This window comes from Burkholderia sp. MSMB1835 (assembly GCF_001526365.1).
Taxonomy (GTDB): Bacteria; Pseudomonadota; Gammaproteobacteria; order Burkholderiales; family Burkholderiaceae; genus Burkholderia.
Genome location: NZ_LOYP01000054.1, coordinates 21,009 through 36,491, shown reverse-complemented (window position 1 = coordinate 36,491; position 15,483 = coordinate 21,009). Strand labels below are relative to the sequence as shown.

Here is a 15,483-nt window from a genome sequence, read left to right as displayed (position 1 = left end):
AGAGGGCATGGAACAGTTGAACTATCGCTTCACCGCGCGCGAACGCGCGAAGGGCGAGCAGGCCGCGGCGCTCGTCGGCGTGGTCGCGTCCGGCAACCTCGAGGTGCTGGTCGAGCGCGTGCTGCCGGGCAACGAATGCGAGATCGACATCCGCACCGCGGCCGTCGGTTTCGGCGCGGTCTGGCAGGCGGTCGTGTCGGATTTCGTCGAGCGACGCACGCCGGGCGGTCTGAAGCTGTCGATCAACGACGGCGGCGCGCGCCCCGACATGGTGTCGCTGCGGCTCGCGCAGGCCGTGCGCGCGATCGAGGGAGACGCATGATGAGCGACGTGATTCACGACGCGCCGGCGTTCGTCGCGAATGGGGCGAGCTGGTACGAAGCGTCGGCGCGGCAGCGTATCGACGGGCTGCTCGACGCAGGCAGCTTCGGCGAATTCCTGGGGCCGGCCGAGCGCGTGACGAGCCCGCACCTGCCGCTGTTCGATCTGCCGCAGCAGTTCGACGACGGGATGGTGGTCGGCCACGGCCGGCTCGACGGCCGGCCGGTGTTGGTCGCCGCGCAGGAGGGCCGCTTCATGGGCGGCGCGTTCGGCGAAGTGCACGGCGCGAAGCTCACCGGGTTGCTGCGCGCCGCGCGCGACGTCGGCAAGCCGGTGCTGATCCTGTTCGATACGGGCGGCGTGCGGCTGCAGGAAGCGAACGCGGGCGAGCTCGCGATCGCCGAGATCATGCGCGCGCTCGTCGAAGCGCGTGCGGCCGGCGTGCCGGTGATCGGGCTGATCGGCGGGCGGGCAGGCTGCTACGGCGGCGGCGGGTTGCTCGCCGCGTGCTGTTCGGCACTCGCCGTGTCGGAGCAGGGGCGCATCAGCGTGTCGGGCCCCGAAGTGATCGAGACCAATCGCGGCGTCGAGGAATTCGACTCGAAGGATCGCGCGCTGATCTGGCGCACGATGGGCGGCAAGCACCGCCGGCTGATCGGCGGCGCCGATCGCTACGTGGCCGATACGCCGGACGCGTTCCGCGCGGCCGCGCTCGAGCTGATCGACCGGGCGCCGGCGTTCGATGCGGCGATGCTGCGCGCGGAGCAGGCGCGCCTCGAAGCGCGGGTCGAACGGTTCGGCGCCTGCCAGGATGCGCTCGACGTGTGGCGCATGCTCGGCGCGGATCGCCCGGAAGCGATTCCCGGCATGTCCGACGACGAATTCGCCACGCTCGCCGACCAGTTACAGGAGCAGAAATGAAACGACCCCCACGCTCACTTCGTTCGCTGCGCCCCGAGGGGGCGCCTGCTTCCCTTGGGGCGGCCCGGCGGGAGGCAGCATGACGCTCGATGAAGTACTGAACGCGCTGTTTCCCGCGGGCCACGCGATTGCGCGCAACGGCGGCCTGCTGACGGGCCACGCGGAACTGGCCGGCGTGCGCGTCGACGTGATCGGCGTTGCCGAGCGTTTGCCGTTCGGCATCGACGAGGCGCTGACGCTCGCGTCGCACGTGCTCGATACGGTCGCGCGCGGCGGCGACACGCCGATCCTCGTGCTGGTCGACAGCGACAGCCAGCGGATGAGCAAGCGCGACGAATTGCTCGGCCTGAACGAAGGGCTGTCGCATCTCGCGAAGTGCCTGATGCACGCGGATCTCGCCGGGCACCGGACGATCGGCGTGCTGTACGGCCACACGGCCGCCGGCGCATTCATCGCCACCGCGCTCGCGACGCGCACGCTGCTCGCGGTGCCGGGCGCCGAGCCGGAGGTGATGGATCTGCCGTCGATGTCGCGCGTGACCAAGCTGCCGATCGACGTGCTGAAGGAGATGGCGCGTTCGACGCCGGTGTTCGCGCCGGGGCTCGACAATCTCGTGAAGATGGGCGCCGTCGACGCCGTGCTCGATCCGTCCCGCGCGCTCGACGCGCAGGTCGGCGAATGGCTCGGCAAGCCGGTCGAGCGCATCGACCGGCGCGCGGCGCGCGGCCGGCCGGTCGCGACCGACGTCGCCGCCCGCGTCGAGGCACTCGCGCGTGCCGCACGCTGAGCTGCCGCTGCGCCGCCATACGCTCGTCACGCTGACGGCGGGCGGGTGGGGCGCGGCATTCGCCCGCGACCCCGCGCTCGCGGGCGACCCGCTCGTACGCGCATGGGCCGCACGCGGCTGGCCGCTGATCGTGCGTCGCGCGTCGCCGGATGAAGCCGATGCCGGCCGCGTGCCGCTCGGCCTGCCGCTGCCGCCGTCGGCAGGCAAGCGGCGCATCGCGCTGAACGTGTCCGCCGACGCGCTCGCGACGGTCGGTCCGCTGCCGATGTTGACGGACGTGCGCGCCGCCGCGCCCGCGGCATGGCACGCGCCGTTGCGCGAGCTCGATGCGCTCGGCGCGCGCTGCGGCGTGCAGGGCCGCGTGTTCGGCAGCCTCGCCTGGCAGGCGCTGACGGGAGAGCCTTACCTGAGCGCGTCATCCGATCTCGACGTCGTATTTCCGCTGCCCGACCCCGCGTCGCTCGCGCCGTTGCTCGACGGTCTCGCGGCGATCGACGCGCGCGCGCCGATGCGCATCGACGGCGAGCTGCTGCGCGACGACGGCGCGGGCGTCAACTGGCGCGAACTGCACGCGCGGTTGCCCGAAGTCGCGGTGAAGACCGCGCTGGCCGTCGAACTGATGCGCGCCGACGCATTCGCCGGAGGCACGCGATGAGCGCCCGCGGTGCCTGCCGCTTGGCGACGCCGTCCGATGCCGAGCGCATCGCCGCGCTGGCCGAGCACAGCCTCGTGCTCGAGATCGAGACCTATCCGAAGCCGGGCCTCGTCAGTCACGTCGACACCGGCAGTCACGCGGACATGGATGCGGCGACGTTCGCGCGCAGCGCGGCCGTGCTGCGGCCGCACTTCGCGGAACTCGCCGACGCGGGCGCGCGCGACGCGGACATGACCGTGCTGCGCAAGATCGGCCTGCGAGCCGAACACGCGATGCTCGCCGCGACCGGCGGCGTCAATACGCATCGCGGCGCGATCTTCGGGCTCGGGCTGCTGTGCGCGGCCGCCGGCCGGCGCGCGCGGCCGGGCGCGGTGCCGGCCGGCACCACGCTCGGTGCGCTCGTGGCCGGTCGCTGGGGCGTCGAGATCCTCGGCGGCCCGCGTCTGCCGGACAGCCACGGCGAGTGCGCCAGCCGCCGCTACGGTGTCGGCGGAGCGCGTCGCGAGGCCGCCGACGGTTTCCCGTCCGTGTATGCGGTCGGGCTGCCCGCGCTGCGCCGCGCACGGCGCGACCTGCCGGACGATCCGGAAGCCGCGCGGGTTGCCGCGTGCTTCGCGTTGATCGCCGTGCTCGACGACACGAATCTGCTGCATCGGGGCGGCCGGGACGGCCTCGATTTCGCCCGTGCGACCGCCCGCGCGTTCGTCGCGCGCGGCGGCGTGCGCACGCCCGACTGGCGGCTGCGCGCGGCGGCCGCGCATCGTGCGTTCGTCGCGCGTCGGCTGAGCCCGGGCGGCGCGGCCGATCTGCTCGCGATGAGCGTGTTCGTCGATGCGCTCGAAGCCGAAGGGGACGCGCGATGACGCTGGCCATCCTGTGCTCGGGGCAGGGTGCGCAACGCGCCGACATGTTCGACCTGACCGGGTCGGCGCCGCAGGCCGACGCACTGTTCGCGCATGCGGGCCGGCTGCTCGGCAACGATCCACGTGCGTGGGTCCGGCAGGCCGGGCCCGACGCGTTGCGGGAAAACCGCGCCGCGCAGATTCTCTGCACGGTCCAGGCGCTCGCAGCGGCGGCGCTGCTCGACGCGGTGTGGCCGCGCCGGCGTTGCGTCGCGGGCTACAGCGTCGGCGAGGTCGGCTCGTGGAGCGTCGCGGGGATGATCGACCCGCACGATGCACTCGAACTGGCCGCCGCGCGGGCACGCGAAATGGATGCCGCGAGCGGCGGCGACGAGCGGATGGTGTTCGTGCGCGGCCTGACGCGCCCGCAACTCGCGCGGCTGTGCGACGGTCGCGACGCGGCCATCGCGATCGCGAATCCCGGCGATGCGTTCGTGGTCGCGGGGCGGCGCGCCGATGTCGATGCCGTGGCCGACGATGCGACCCGTGCCGGCGCGCTGCGCGTCGCGCCCGTCTGCGTGCGGATCGCGTCGCACACGCGCCGGCTCGCGGCGGCCGTACCCGCATTCCGCGCGACGCTGGCCACGACACCCGTGCGTCGGCCGTTGCCCGGCACGCGGCTGTTTTCGGGGATCGACGGCGCGTCGGTGCTCGAGGTCGACATGGGCCTCGACAAGCTCGCGCGGCAGATCGCCGAGCCGGTCGAGTGGGCGGCCTGTCTTGCCGCGTGCGTGGAGGCCGGCGCAACCGCGTTTCTCGAACTCGGCCCCGGCCGCGCGCTGGCCGAGATGGCCGCCGGCGCGTATCCCGCGTTGCCGGCGCGCAGCCTCGCGGATTTCCGTTCCGTCGAAGGCGTGGCGAGCTGGCTCGCGCGCGTCGCGGCCGGCTGATCGGCACGGCGAAACCCGGCTGAAACCCGGTCGCCGGGCACCTGTTTCGCACTGTGTGTTGCGCCGGCGCAGCAGCGTCGCCGCCGCCCCTTGCCACGCGAAATGGCGTCGCTACAATGGCGCCCGCCATGAGACCAGCCGCCTTCTTTCTCGCCGCGTTCTGCTGCGCGGCGAGCGTCCACGCCAGCCACATTCCGTCCGACGCCGCATCGGTCGGCACGTACTTTTCGTATGACAACGCGGCGGCCGACGCGACCGTCGATCTGATCGAACAGGCGCAGCGCCGCGTGCTGCTGGCCGGCTATACGCAGGTGCCGCCGGCTGTCGCGAGCGCGCTGCGCTCGGCCCGCGCGCGCGGGATCGAAGTGCGCGTCGTGCTGGTGCGCCCGCCGCGTGCGGGCAGGTACAGCGGCGCCGGCTATCTGAAATCCGCGGGCATCGACGTCGCGATCGACTCCCGGGGCGGCGGCCCCGCGTCGCGCTTCGCGATCGTCGACGACAGCGTCGCGCTGACGACGTTGTCCGACGGCGCGGCCGAGCACGCCGACACGGTGAACGTGTTCCGGCGCGCGCCCGAACTCGCGCAGTCCTACGCCCAGTCGTTCTGGCGGCTGTACCGGCAGGCCGGCGGCCTCTGACCCTTCCCCCTGCACGTCGCGCGCCGGTGTGACCCTGCTTGCATCGGCGCGAGCGATGCACCATCCTCGTTGACAGGCGCCGGCGCGGGTGGCGCGCACGCGGCGCAACGGCAGGGAGTCGATCGTGACCGAAAGCGGTTTTGCCGATCGCGCCGACGCGGGCCGCCAACTGGCCGACGCGTTGCGCGAATACGCAGGGCGAAGCGATGTGGTCGTGCTCGCGTTGCCGCGCGGCGGCGTGCCCGTCGCGTATCCGGTCGCGTGCGCGCTGCGCGCGCCCCTCGACGTGCTGGTCGTGCGCAAGCTCGGCGTGCCGTTCGACCCCGAACTCGCGATGGGCGCGATCGCGACGGGCGGCGCGATGCATCTGCAACGCTCGGTGATCCGTTCGATGGACGTCTCCGATGCGCAACTCGCCGACGTGATCGCGCGCGAGACGGCCGAACTGCAACGCCGCGAGGCGCTGTACCGCGGCGCGGTGCCGCCGCAGGCGGTGGACGGACGCATCGCGATCGTCGTCGACGACGGTGTCGCGACCGGCGCGTCGATGCGCGTCGCGCTGCAGGCGCTGCGCGAGCGCCACCCGGCGCGCATCGTCGCGGCGGTGCCGGTCGCGCCGGCGGGTGCGGCGCACGCGTTCGACGGTCTGGCCGACGCGTTCGTCACGGTGTCGCAGCCGCTGCGGTTCTTCGGGATCAGCCAGTTCTACGCGCGCTTCGAGCAGACGAGCGACGACGAGGTGCGCGCGCTGCTCGACGCGGCGCGCCCCTGACGCGGCGTCACGTCCGACGGCTCCGGCGCGGGCGCGCTCGGCCGGCTTCCGCCAGCGCGAACACGCGCTGCAGCGCCGGATGGACGTTGCCGTGCCAGCGTGGCCCCGTAAACAGCCCATAGTGATCGCAATCGTCGATGTCGACGCGATGGCGCTCGTCGGCCGACAGGCCGCTGCACAGGGCGAGCGCCGCATGCGTCTGCCCGGCGCCCGTGACCGCGTCGCGGGCGCCTTCGACGGTCAGCAGCGCGACGTCGCGCAGCGCGGCGGGGTCGACGCGCCGGCCGCGCACGCGCCACGCGCCGGTCGCGAGCAGCATGCGCTGGAACACGACGTCGACCGTGTCGAGAAAATAGTCGGCCGGCATGTCGAGCAGCGCCGTGTATTCGCGCAGCGCCCGCCGGGCGTCGGCAAGCCCGCTCATGTCGAAACGCGACGCCGCCAGCGCGTAGGTTTCGATCAGCGTCAGAAAGCGTTGCGGATACAGGAGCGCGATCTCGCCCTGCTGCAGATAGGTCGGGAACACGGCGCGGCCGTGCCCCGCGAAGCCGGGCGGCACGATGTCGATCAGGTGGCGCCGGCACCAGTCGAGCGAATGGGCGGCGGCCGCGGCGCCGAGCGCGCTGGGGTTCAGCCGCGCGTCGAGCGGGCCGCCGATCAGCGTGATGCTCGCGGGCGGCGCGAGGCCGCGTGCGGCGCGCAGCGCGAGCGCGCCGAGCGCCGGTACGGTCGCCTGGCACACGGCGACGACGTGCAGCGGCCGATCGTCGCGCTGGAGGGTGCCGACGAAGCCGTCGAGCATCGCGACGTACTCGTCGAGCCCGAAACGGCCTGCCGCGAGCGGCACGTCGCGCGCATTGCGCCAGTCGGTCACGCAGACGTCGCCATCGGCGAGCAGCGTTTCGGCGGTTTCCCGCATCATCACGGCCGCGTGCCCGACGAGCGGCGCGCACAGCAGCACCGTGCGGCGCGCATCGGCGTGCGCGAAGCGCCGCAAGTCGCAAAACGGCGTGTGCGCGACGACCTGCTCGCCGACGTCCGGCCACGCGAGGTCGAAGCCCGGCGGCGCGGCCTGCGGCCCGAGCAGCGGTTCGAACAGGTCGTCGTAGCACGACGACGCGGCATGCGGCAGCGACGCCGCGGGCCACGCATCGAACGCGTATCGCGTCGCCGCGCGCCATGCGCGCATCCATTCCCGCTGCTGCTCGACGACGGCGTACCACATGGCGGACCCTGGGGCGGAAGGAGCGTGAACCTGCATTATGGTCACAGTGGACGGGCAGTGCGAGCCCGATGCGCGGCCGGCCGATGGGGGCGAGCGCACGGGCACGCGAGGGCCAGCGCAAGCCCGCTGTTGGCGTGAACAGGCGCTAGGCGCTGCCGCGCGACGCTGCTACAGTCGTCGGTTCCATTTCCTCGAAGCGGAGCGTTTGCGATGAAGCTGATCGGCATGCTGGATTCCCCGTTCGTGCGCCGCGTCGCCATCTCGGCGAAGCTGCTCGACCTGCCGTTCGAACACGAGTCGATCTCGGTGTTTCGTCATGTCGAGCAGTTCAGGACGATCAACCCGGTCGTCAAGGCGCCGACGCTCGTGACCGACGGCGGCGCGACGCTGATCGATTCGTCGCTGATCGTCGACTATCTCGACCACCTCGTTGCGCCCGAGCGGCGCCTGCTGCCCGACGCCGTCGATGCCCGGCTGCGCGCGCTGGTGCCGATCGGGTTCGCGCTGGCCGCCGCCGAGAAGACCGTGCAGGTCGTCTACGAGCAGGCGCTGCGGCCGTCGGACAAGCAGCACGAACCGTGGGTCGAACGCGTGCTGAGCCAGCTCGAAGCCGCATACGGCGCACTGGAGCCGCTGGTCGCGGCCACCAACGGCTGGTTCGGCGGCGCGCGGCTGCTGCAGTCCGACGTGACGGTCGCGGTGGCGTGGCGCTTCACGCAATTCATGGCCGCCGACTACCCGGTGCTCGCGCGGATCGATCCGGCCCGTTATCCGGCGCTCGCCGCGCATTCCGCGCGGGCGGAAGCGCTGCCGGCCTTCGTCGAAACGCCGCTCGTCTAGGGTTCGCGCGCCGGGCCGTCGCATACCGACGTTGGACGCCGCCGGCTCGTGTCCGGCCAGTCGCTGCCGATTGTTCTCGACGGCTGACAAGTGACTTCGCATTCGCGCTGTTTATCCGGAGGCGACCGATCCCTAGAATCCACTCCATCGAATTACGCGTTGCCAGATGGAGCCGATGATGAAAGCCCTGATCGAATCGAGTCTGTACCACCCGTCCGTCGTGCTGCCGCTTGCCGCGCTGGCGCAGCTGATGGTCGAGCGCGATTTCAATCTCGGCCAGGTCGGGCTGATCGTCGCGGCGCGCGGCGCGCAGGCGGCCGTGTCGCGCTCGCGCGCGCTGATCTTCTGCCGTCACTGCGAAGCGCACGCATGAGCACGTGCGCGGCGCGCGGATGAAAAAAAGCCCGGCCGGCGCAAGCCGTCGGGCGGATCGGGTTCGATCGGGCCCCGGCTTCGGCCGGGGCTTTTTCATTGAGCGACGCTCATGCGCGTGCGGGCGTCGCGACGCCGTAGAGGTCCGATTCGTCGTTTTCCTCGCGCAACTGGCGCGCGAGCTGGTGCGCTTCGCGGCGCGTGGCGACGGCCGGCGGCGAGCCCTTCAGCGGCTGGCGCGCGGTTTCGGCGAGCGCGACGACCGACACGATGCCGATCAGCGCGGCGCCCATCATGTAGTACGCGGGCATCATCAGGTTGTGCGTCACGTCGACGAGCCACGCGGTGACGAGGGGCGTCGTGCCGCCGAACAGCGACACCGACACGTTGAAGCCGATCGCGAGCGCGCCGTAACGGATCTCGGTCGGGAACAGCGCGGGCAGCGCCGACGGCATCACGCCGGTGAAGCACGACAGCAGCACGCCGAGGATCAGCAGGCCGCCGAACACCGACGCCGTGGTGCCCGCATGGATCAGCATCAGCGACGGGATCGACAGCACCAGCAGGCCGACGCAGCCGGCGAGCATCACCGGCTTGCGGCCGATCTTGTCCGACAGGCGGCCGGCGTACAGCGTCATCGGCATCATCAGCACCATCACGAGCAGCACCAGCACGAGGCTGTGCGATTCGTCGAAATGCAGCGTCGACGACATGAAGCTCGGCAGGTACGACAGCACCATGTAATCGGTCACGTTGAAGATCAGCACGAGGCCGACGCACAGCAGCAGCGCACGCCAGTTGCGCAGCAGCGTCTCGCGAAAGCGCGCTTTCGGCACGGCCTTGTCCTGCGCTTCGCGCTGTTCGGCCTGGCGCTTGAACGCGGGCGTTTCCTCGAGCTTCATCCGGATGTAGAGCCCGATCAGGCCGAGCGGGCCGGCGATCAGGAACGGCACGCGCCAGCCCCACGACAGCAGCGCTTCCTGCGACAGCGACGCGGTGAGCAGCGCGACGACGCCCGCGCCCAGCACATAGCCGATCAGCGTGCCGAATTCGAGGAAGCTGCCCATGAAGCCGCGGCGCTTGTCGGTCGAGAACTCGGCGATGAAGGTGGCGGCGCCGCCGTATTCGCCGCCGGTCGAGAAGCCCTGCACGAGGCGGGCGACGAGCAGCAGCACGGGCGCCATGATGCCGATGGACGCGTAGCTGGGGATCAGGCCGATCGCGAAGGTGCCGACGGCCATCATGATCATCGTGGCGGCGAGCACGCGCTGGCGGCCGATGCGGTCGCCGAGCGGGCCGAACACCATGCCGCCGAGCGGGCGCACGAGGAACGCGGCCGCGAACGTGCCGAAGGTGGCGAGCAACTGCGCGGACGGGCTGCTGGACGGGAAGAACACCTTGCCGAGCGTGACGGCGATATAGCTGTAGACACCGAAGTCGAACCATTCCATCGCATTGCCGATGGCCATCGCGCTGACGGCGCGCTTGAGCAGGCTCTGGTCGACGACGGTGATGTCGTCCACGGCGAGCGGGGCTTCGGCGGACGACGAAGCGGGGGAAGAGACAGCGGTCGGGCTGACGTGTGTTGCGGTCAAGGTCATGCACTCCTTTGACAGCGCCGGAACGGGCAGGCCGTCCGACACGGTTTGCCGGCGAGCGCGGGGTCGTGTGCTGCGCGTCGGGGCAGACCATCAAGCACTGGCTGCGCAAGGCAGCAAAGGGCCAAGGGGCTGCTTCGACGCGGGCCCGATGGGCCGTCGCGACAGTGCGCTCATGAAGAATGGGCCGCGTGATGCAGGCGGCAGATGCCGGTGCGGACGAGGGTCCGGCGTTCCGGCAACGCCCCGGAGGGGCAACGAAACGAGAAAAGCGGGCCTGTCGGGCGGGCTTTCCTGTGGATGCAATTTCGATCGAGGCACCGGCCCGCATTGGGCGGACGGACTTCTCTCAAAATCGAAAAGACAGAGATTGAATGTTGAAACAGGCGACATGATAGCACGATGACGGACGATCGTGCAAATTGACCGGGCTCGCCCGTCTGGCGGGGGCGCCGGCGCGGCCCGCTCGGGTATGATCGGCGGCGCGCGGCGCCGTCGCGCCGCCCGTCGCGACGGGGCTGAATTCGCGAGGAACCGGATGACCGAACTGATGAGGATCGCGGCGCTGTTCGCCGCTACCGCGCTGGCCGAAATCGTCGGCTGCTATCTGCCGTGGCTCGTGCTGAAGGCCGGGCGCCCGGCCTGGCTGCTGGTGCCGGCCGCCCTGTCGCTCGCGCTGTTCGCGTGGCTGCTGACGCTGCACCCGAGCGCGGCGGGGCGCACTTACGCCGCGTACGGCGGCGTGTACATCGCGGTGGCGCTGATCTGGCTGCGGGTGGTCGACGGCGTCGCGCTGACCCGCTGGGACGTGGCCGGCGCGGTGCTCGCGCTCGGCGGGATGGCGGTGATCGCGCTGCAGCCGCGCGCGTAGGCGCGGCCGCACGCGCGGCGGGTGCCGCGTCAGGCGGCTTGCGCGGCGTCCGCTGCTTGCGCGTCGGTGGATTGGCGCCACACGCAGGCGCCCTTGACCGACTTGTCGAGTTCGTCGAGCTGCGTCCGGTGCGCGGCCAACTCGTCGTCGCTTGCCGCGATGACCGGCAGATCGAGCGCCGCAAGCGACACGCGCTGGCCGTTCGCCGCACCGCCGTCGGCGCCCGTGTCGTCGAGCATGTCGATCACGAGGCTGTCCTGGCCGCGCGTCATCGCGAGATACACCTCGGCGAGCAGCTCCGAGTCGAGCAGTGCGCCGTGCAGCGTGCGGTGCGCGTTGCTGATGCCGAAGCGGTCGCACAGCGCGTCGAGCGAATTGCGCTTGCCGGGGAACATCTGCTTGGCCTGCACCAGCGTGTCGATCACGCCGCCGCAATGCTCGGTGAACGGCGGCAGGCCGAGCCGCGCGAATTCGGCGTCGAGGAAGCCGAGGTCGAACGGCGCGTTGTGGATGATCAGCTCGGCGCCCTTCACGAAGTCGCGGATCTGGTCGACGACTTCCGCGAACTTCGGCTTGTCGCTGAGGAACTCGGTCGTGAGGCCGTGCACGGCCAGTGCGCCCGGATCGCTGTCGCGCTCGGGGTTCACGTAGATGTGCAGGTTGTTGCCGGTGAGCCGGCGGTTCAGCAGCTCGACGCAGCCGATTTCGATCAGGCGGTCGCCCGTGCGGGCGTTCAGGCCGGTGGTTTCGGTATCGAGAATGATCTGGCGCATGTCGGATAAATCGGCGGATAAATCGGGAAAGAGAGGAGGGCGGCCCGGATTCAGGCCGCGAGCGATTCGACGCCGCGATTCGCGAGCGCGTCGGCGCGTTCGTTTTCGGGGTGGCCCGCGTGGCCCTTCACCCAACGCCATTCGACGTCGTGCTGCACGACGAGCGCATCGAGCCGCTTCCACAGGTCGGCGTTCTTCACGGGCGTCTTCGCCGCGGTGACCCAGCCTTTCTTCTTCCACCCGTGGATCCACTCGCTGATGCCTTTCTGCACGTATTGCGAGTCGGTATGCACGATCACCCGGCACGGCCGCTTGAGCGCCTCGAGCGCGGCGATCACGCCCATCAGCTCCATGCGGTTGTTGGTCGTGTTCGGCTCGCCGCCGAACAGTTCCTTTTCTTGGGTGCCGTAGCGCAGCAGCGCGCCCCAGCCGCCGGGGCCGGGGTTGCCCTTGCAGGCGCCGTCGGTATAGATATCGATGGTGTCGGTTGTCATGAACGTTCTTGGTGGGTGGTCGGGGAGGCCGCCGGCGTCAGGCCCGGTGCGAGCACGGGCTTCTTCATCCTGATCTGGCCGACGAGACGCATGCCGCGCACGCGCTTGACGGCCGTCACCATGTAGACGGCGCCGAAGATCGGCCACCAGCGGTCGCCGGCGGCCTCCATGAAGCCGTAGCGGGCCAGCCACTGATCGGTGGCGAGCGGCGGCCGGTAGCAGCCGAAGCGGCCGCGTTCGAGGTCGAAGCCGAGCAGCTTGATCCAGTCCTTGAGCCGGATGAACGCGATCTGGTCGCGCGTGGCCGGCACGAACGGGCGGTTCGCCATGCGCCCGAACGACTGCCGCATGCCCCACAGGCTGAGCGAGTTGAAGCCGGTGATCACGAGCTGGCCTTCCGGCATCAGCACGCGCTCGGCCTCGCGCAGCAGGCGGTGCGGATCGGACGTGAATTCGAGCGTGTGCGGCATCACGATCAGGTCGACGCTCTGCGACTCGAACGGCAGGTCGAGCAGATCGCACCAGGTCGTGCTGCGATCGGCAGGCGCGTGGGCCGCCGTGTGCGTTTCGGGCGCCCGCGGATACTGATACGGCGCGCTCGCGCCGCTCGCCGGATCGAGCACCAGGCCGCGATACGGCATGCGGTTCTCGCGCAGCGCGTCGAGCTGCGGCAAGCCGAGCTGCAGCGCGTGGAAGCCGAAGACGTCGGACACGATCCGGTCGAGCTGCGCCTGCTCCCAGCCCAGCACGTAGCGGCCGGGCGGCGAGTCGGTCCAGGCGGGCCAGTCTATAATTTGACGGTCAGACATAACGATGATTGCGCGCCCATGAACGAGCTGGAATACGTGCCGGTTCCGGCATTCGAAGACAACTATATCTGGCTCGTCTCGGACGGCTGCGATGCGATCGCCGTCGACCCGGGTGAAGCCGCGCCCGTACGCCGGGTTCTTGCCGAACGAGGCTGGCGGTTGACCGCTATTTTACTCACGCACCACCACGCCGACCACGTCGGCGGTGTCGAGGCGCTGCGCAATAGCCAACCGGCCGATGCTCCGCTCGCCGTTTACGGCCCCGCGGCCGAAGCGATCGACGTGGTCACGCGGCCGCTTTCGGGCGGCGATCGCGTGACGCTCGACGCACCGGCCGTCGCATTCGACGTGCTCGACGTGCCGGGTCATACGCGCGGCCATATCGCGTATTTCCAGCGGGCCGGGCAGGGCAACGCGGTGCCGCACGTGTTCTGCGGCGACACGCTGTTCTCCTGCGGCTGCGGCCGCCTGTTCGAAGGCACGCCCGCGCAGATGCTCGCGTCGCTCGACGCGCTCGCGGCGCTGCCGGGCGACACCCGCGTGCATTGTGCACACGAATACACGCTGTCGAACATCCGCTTCGCGCTCGCGTGCGAGCCCGGCAATGCGGCGCTCGCGGCGTGGCGCGACGATGCGCAGGCGCTGCGCGCGCGCGGCGTGCCGACGCTGCCCACTACGATCGCGCACGAGCGTGCCGTTAACCCGTTCATGCGGGCAGACAGCGCGGCGATCCATGCGACGCTCGAGGCCGAGCTGCACGAAACGGTGACGGATCGTCTGGCGGCGTTCACGCTGATGCGCGAATGGAAAAACCGGTTTGGATGACGTTTTCCGGAGGACTCCAAAGCTCAAGCGGTGTCTGTAAAAATTGCTCCAAATGTAGGATTTCGCTGAGTTTTCGGTGTTTTTATTGACGTGAAGCACGCACTTCCGTAGTATCGCCTGCAATTTCCAGCCGTCGGAAGCCGAGATTTTCATGCGACTTATATTGAGTGCGATGGTGGTGCTACTCCTCGCCGCGTGTGCGAGCCAGCCCCCTGTCGCCAACAACGCCGCCGATTCGCAGGCGACGTCCAACTACCTCCGTAAATCAGCCACCGCCAAAGAAACTGTCGACATCGACAAGCAATCCGTCGGCGACCTGACCAGTGCAGACTCCGATCTCTGGGCGCGCATCCGTCGCGGCTTCCAGATGCCCGACCTGCAGAGCGATCTCGTCGACATGCAGACGACCTGGTACACGCAGCGGCCCGATTACGTGCAGCGCATGACCGAGCGTTCGCAGAAGTACCTGTATCACATCGTCGAGGAGCTCGAGGCGCGTCACATGCCGACCGAGCTCGCGCTGCTGCCGTTCATCGAGTCCGCGTACAACCCGCAGGCGCTGTCGGTCGCGAAAGCGGCCGGCATGTGGCAGTTCATGCCCGGCACCGGCCGCACGTACAACCTGAAGCGCAACATGTGGCAGGACGAGCGTCGTGACGTGCTCGCCTCGACGAGCGCCGCGCTCGACTACCTGTCCCGCCTGCACGACATGTTCGGCGACTGGTATCTGGCGCTGGCCGCGTACAACTGGGGCGAGGGCAACGTGCAGCGCGCGATCGCGCGCAACCAGGCGGCCGGCCTGCCGACCGACTACCAGAGCCTGCGGATGCCGAACGAGACGCGCAACTACGTGCCGAAGCTGCAGGCGGTGAAGAACATCATCGCGAGCCCGCAGCAGTACGGCCTGACGCTGCCCGATATCCCGAACCACCCGTATTTCGTGACGGTCACGACGTCGCGCGACATCGACGTCGCGGTGGCCGCGAAGCTCGCGAACCTGCCGCTCGACGAGTTCCGCTCGCTGAACCCGTCGTTCTCGAAGCCGGTGATCCTCGGCGCGACCGAGCCGCAGATCCTGCTGCCGTTCGACAACGCGTCCGCGTTCGAGAAGAGCCTGAAAGCCTACAGCGGCCAGCTGTCGTCGTGGACCACCTACACGGTCAGCGAGCGTGCGCGCCCGGCCGCGATCGCCGAGAAGATCGGCGTCGACGCCGATACGCTGATGTCGGTCAACAAGATTCCGGCCGGCATGCGCCTGAAGCCGGGCTCGACGATCGTCGTGCCGCGCGGCGACGACGACGACGAGGACATCAGCGCCGACGTCGCCGAAAACGGCGCGCTCGCGATGGAGCCGGACGTTCCCGATACGCGCAAGATGCTGATCCGCGTGCGCCGCAAGCAGTCGATGGCGGCGATCGCCGGCCGCTACGGCGTGTCGGTCGGTCAGTTGAAGGCGTGGAACCGTACGCACCGCGATCTCGCGATGCCGGGCCAGGCGCTCGTGCTGCACGTGCCGGTCGGTCGTGCGGTGCCGGCGGAGCCCGGTCCGGAACGGATCGCGACGTCGACGGGCGGTGCGCACATCGAGCGCGCGAGCCTGGCGGTGGGCGGCAAGTCGCACGGCGGCAAGCGCGGCGCCGCCAAGTCGTCGGCGAAGCCGGCGAAGGCCGCCCCCGCGAAAGCCGCGCCGGCCAAGACCGCCGCGCACAAGGGCAAGAAGAAGTAAGCGCGGCGGGTGCGCACAGCGTGGCGGCCGGTCACGCCCGCCCGATTGCGCTATCATCCGACGA

The 15,483-nt window shown here is 70.3% G+C and carries 18 protein-coding genes; 13 read left to right on the top strand and 5 right to left on the bottom strand.

Features of this window, described 5'->3' with window-relative positions; genetic code table 11:
* Nucleotides 1-7: 7 nt before the first annotated feature.
* From mdcC to WS96_RS26090, 8 genes are all read left to right on the top strand, one after another.
* Entirely contained in the window at nt 8-322 is a 315-nt protein-coding gene (gene mdcC / locus WS96_RS26125) for a malonate decarboxylase acyl carrier protein (RefSeq protein WP_006485317.1), read from the top strand.
* Nucleotides 319-1,242 carry a biotin-independent malonate decarboxylase subunit beta gene (locus WS96_RS26120; protein ID WP_059836548.1) on the top strand — a complete coding sequence of 308 codons (924 nt, stop codon included), beginning with the start codon at nt 319-321 and terminating at the stop codon, nt 1,240-1,242. Before mdcC ends, WS96_RS26120 begins: the two co-directional genes overlap by 4 nt.
* A gap of 79 nt (nt 1,243-1,321) precedes the next feature.
* Nucleotides 1,322-2,029, top strand: coding sequence for a biotin-independent malonate decarboxylase subunit gamma (gene mdcE / locus WS96_RS26115; RefSeq protein WP_059836546.1), 708 nt, complete (start codon nt 1,322-1,324; stop codon nt 2,027-2,029).
* On the top strand, nt 2,016-2,684 hold the full coding sequence (gene mdcG, locus WS96_RS26110) for a malonate decarboxylase holo-[acyl-carrier-protein] synthase (RefSeq protein ID WP_059836544.1): 669 nt from the start codon (nt 2,016-2,018) through the stop codon (nt 2,682-2,684). The genes mdcE and mdcG overlap by 14 nt, the downstream gene beginning before the upstream one ends.
* Complete coding sequence (mdcB, locus tag WS96_RS26105; RefSeq protein ID WP_059836542.1) at nt 2,681-3,547, top strand: triphosphoribosyl-dephospho-CoA synthase MdcB; 867 nt, start codon at nt 2,681-2,683, stop codon at nt 3,545-3,547. Before mdcG ends, mdcB begins: the two co-directional genes overlap by 4 nt.
* Nucleotides 3,544-4,476, top strand: coding sequence for an acyltransferase domain-containing protein (locus tag WS96_RS26100; protein WP_059836540.1), 933 nt, complete (start codon nt 3,544-3,546; stop codon nt 4,474-4,476). The genes mdcB and WS96_RS26100 overlap by 4 nt, the downstream gene beginning before the upstream one ends.
* A 116-nt stretch (nt 4,477-4,592) precedes the next feature.
* Nucleotides 4,593-5,114, top strand: coding sequence for a phospholipase D-like domain-containing protein (locus WS96_RS26095; protein ID WP_059836538.1), 522 nt, complete (start codon nt 4,593-4,595; stop codon nt 5,112-5,114).
* 124 nt (nt 5,115-5,238) lie between these two features.
* Nucleotides 5,239-5,886: a phosphoribosyltransferase gene (locus WS96_RS26090; protein ID WP_059836968.1), complete on the top strand. Its 648-nt coding sequence runs from the start codon at nt 5,239-5,241 to the stop codon at nt 5,884-5,886.
* Between the two features lie 7 nt (nt 5,887-5,893).
* Here WS96_RS26090 and WS96_RS26085 read toward each other — a convergent pair whose 3' ends face one another.
* Nucleotides 5,894-7,111, bottom strand: a complete 1,218-nt coding sequence (locus WS96_RS26085) for a polyhydroxyalkanoate depolymerase (protein WP_059836536.1) — start codon at nt 7,109-7,111, stop codon at nt 5,894-5,896.
* 210 nt (nt 7,112-7,321) lie between these two features.
* Between WS96_RS26085 and WS96_RS26080 the strand changes: the two genes are divergently transcribed.
* Nucleotides 7,322-7,951, top strand: coding sequence for a glutathione S-transferase family protein (locus WS96_RS26080; RefSeq protein WP_059836534.1), 630 nt, complete (start codon nt 7,322-7,324; stop codon nt 7,949-7,951).
* 175 nt (nt 7,952-8,126) lie between these two features.
* Entirely contained in the window at nt 8,127-8,324 is a 198-nt protein-coding gene (locus WS96_RS26075) for a hypothetical protein (protein ID WP_034207872.1), read from the top strand.
* A gap of 109 nt (nt 8,325-8,433) precedes the next feature.
* Here the strand turns inward: WS96_RS26075 and proP are convergent, their stop codons facing one another.
* Nucleotides 8,434-9,924 carry a glycine betaine/L-proline transporter ProP gene (gene proP, locus WS96_RS26070; protein WP_059836532.1) on the bottom strand — a complete coding sequence of 497 codons (1,491 nt, stop codon included), beginning with the start codon at nt 9,922-9,924 and terminating at the stop codon, nt 8,434-8,436.
* A 535-nt stretch (nt 9,925-10,459) separates the two neighbouring features.
* On the opposite strand from proP, the gene WS96_RS26065 reads away from it, so the two are divergent.
* Entirely contained in the window at nt 10,460-10,792 is a 333-nt protein-coding gene (locus tag WS96_RS26065) for a YnfA family protein (RefSeq protein WP_011545077.1), read from the top strand.
* Nucleotides 10,793-10,821: 29 nt separating this feature from the next.
* Here the strand turns inward: WS96_RS26065 and dnaQ are convergent, their stop codons facing one another.
* From dnaQ to WS96_RS26050, 3 genes are read right to left on the bottom strand one after another with little or no spacing between them, the layout of a single operon-like run.
* On the bottom strand, nt 10,822-11,565 hold the full coding sequence (gene dnaQ, locus WS96_RS26060; protein WP_059836530.1) for a DNA polymerase III subunit epsilon: 744 nt from the start codon (nt 11,563-11,565) through the stop codon (nt 10,822-10,824).
* A gap of 50 nt (nt 11,566-11,615) precedes the next feature.
* A complete protein-coding gene (rnhA, locus tag WS96_RS26055; protein WP_034206943.1) occupies nt 11,616-12,059 on the bottom strand; it encodes a ribonuclease HI in 444 nt (147 codons plus the stop codon).
* Complete coding sequence (locus WS96_RS26050) at nt 12,056-12,868, bottom strand: class I SAM-dependent methyltransferase (protein WP_059836528.1); 813 nt, start codon at nt 12,866-12,868, stop codon at nt 12,056-12,058. Before WS96_RS26050 ends, rnhA begins: the two co-directional genes overlap by 4 nt.
* A gap of 18 nt (nt 12,869-12,886) precedes the next feature.
* Here WS96_RS26050 and gloB point away from each other — a divergent pair, with 18 nt between their 5' ends.
* Both gloB and WS96_RS26040 read left to right on the top strand, forming a co-directional pair.
* Complete coding sequence (gene gloB, locus WS96_RS26045; protein WP_059836526.1) at nt 12,887-13,693, top strand: hydroxyacylglutathione hydrolase; 807 nt, start codon at nt 12,887-12,889, stop codon at nt 13,691-13,693.
* Between the two features lie 151 nt (nt 13,694-13,844).
* Nucleotides 13,845-15,419, top strand: coding sequence for a transglycosylase SLT domain-containing protein (locus WS96_RS26040; protein ID WP_059836524.1), 1,575 nt, complete (start codon nt 13,845-13,847; stop codon nt 15,417-15,419).
* Nucleotides 15,420-15,483 lie beyond the last annotated feature (64 nt).

Excerpts from the sequence above, each read along its gene's own strand:
- mdcC (WP_006485317.1), top strand. The coding sequence starts at position 8 with ATGGAACAGTTGAACTATCGCTTCACCGCGCGCGAACGCGCGAAGGGC.
- WS96_RS26120 (WP_059836548.1), top strand. The coding sequence starts at position 319 with ATGATGAGCGACGTGATTCACGACGCGCCGGCGTTCGTCGCGAATGGG.
- mdcE (WP_059836546.1), top strand. The coding sequence starts at position 1,322 with ATGACGCTCGATGAAGTACTGAACGCGCTGTTTCCCGCGGGCCACGCG.
- mdcB (WP_059836542.1), top strand. The coding sequence starts at position 2,681 with ATGAGCGCCCGCGGTGCCTGCCGCTTGGCGACGCCGTCCGATGCCGAG.
- WS96_RS26100 (WP_059836540.1), top strand. The coding sequence starts at position 3,544 with ATGACGCTGGCCATCCTGTGCTCGGGGCAGGGTGCGCAACGCGCCGAC.
- WS96_RS26095 (WP_059836538.1), top strand. The coding sequence starts at position 4,593 with ATGGCGCCCGCCATGAGACCAGCCGCCTTCTTTCTCGCCGCGTTCTGC.
- WS96_RS26085 (WP_059836536.1), bottom strand. The coding sequence starts at position 7,111 with ATGTGGTACGCCGTCGTCGAGCAGCAGCGGGAATGGATGCGCGCATGG.
- WS96_RS26080 (WP_059836534.1), top strand. The coding sequence starts at position 7,322 with ATGAAGCTGATCGGCATGCTGGATTCCCCGTTCGTGCGCCGCGTCGCC.
- WS96_RS26075 (WP_034207872.1), top strand. The coding sequence starts at position 8,127 with ATGATGAAAGCCCTGATCGAATCGAGTCTGTACCACCCGTCCGTCGTG.
- proP (WP_059836532.1), bottom strand. The coding sequence starts at position 9,924 with ATGACCTTGACCGCAACACACGTCAGCCCGACCGCTGTCTCTTCCCCC.
- WS96_RS26065 (WP_011545077.1), top strand. The coding sequence starts at position 10,460 with ATGACCGAACTGATGAGGATCGCGGCGCTGTTCGCCGCTACCGCGCTG.
- dnaQ (WP_059836530.1), bottom strand. The coding sequence starts at position 11,565 with ATGCGCCAGATCATTCTCGATACCGAAACCACCGGCCTGAACGCCCGC.
- rnhA (WP_034206943.1), bottom strand. The coding sequence starts at position 12,059 with ATGACAACCGACACCATCGATATCTATACCGACGGCGCCTGCAAGGGC.
- WS96_RS26050 (WP_059836528.1), bottom strand. The coding sequence starts at position 12,868 with ATGTCTGACCGTCAAATTATAGACTGGCCCGCCTGGACCGACTCGCCG.
- gloB (WP_059836526.1), top strand. The coding sequence starts at position 12,887 with ATGAACGAGCTGGAATACGTGCCGGTTCCGGCATTCGAAGACAACTAT.
- WS96_RS26040 (WP_059836524.1), top strand. The coding sequence starts at position 13,845 with ATGCGACTTATATTGAGTGCGATGGTGGTGCTACTCCTCGCCGCGTGT.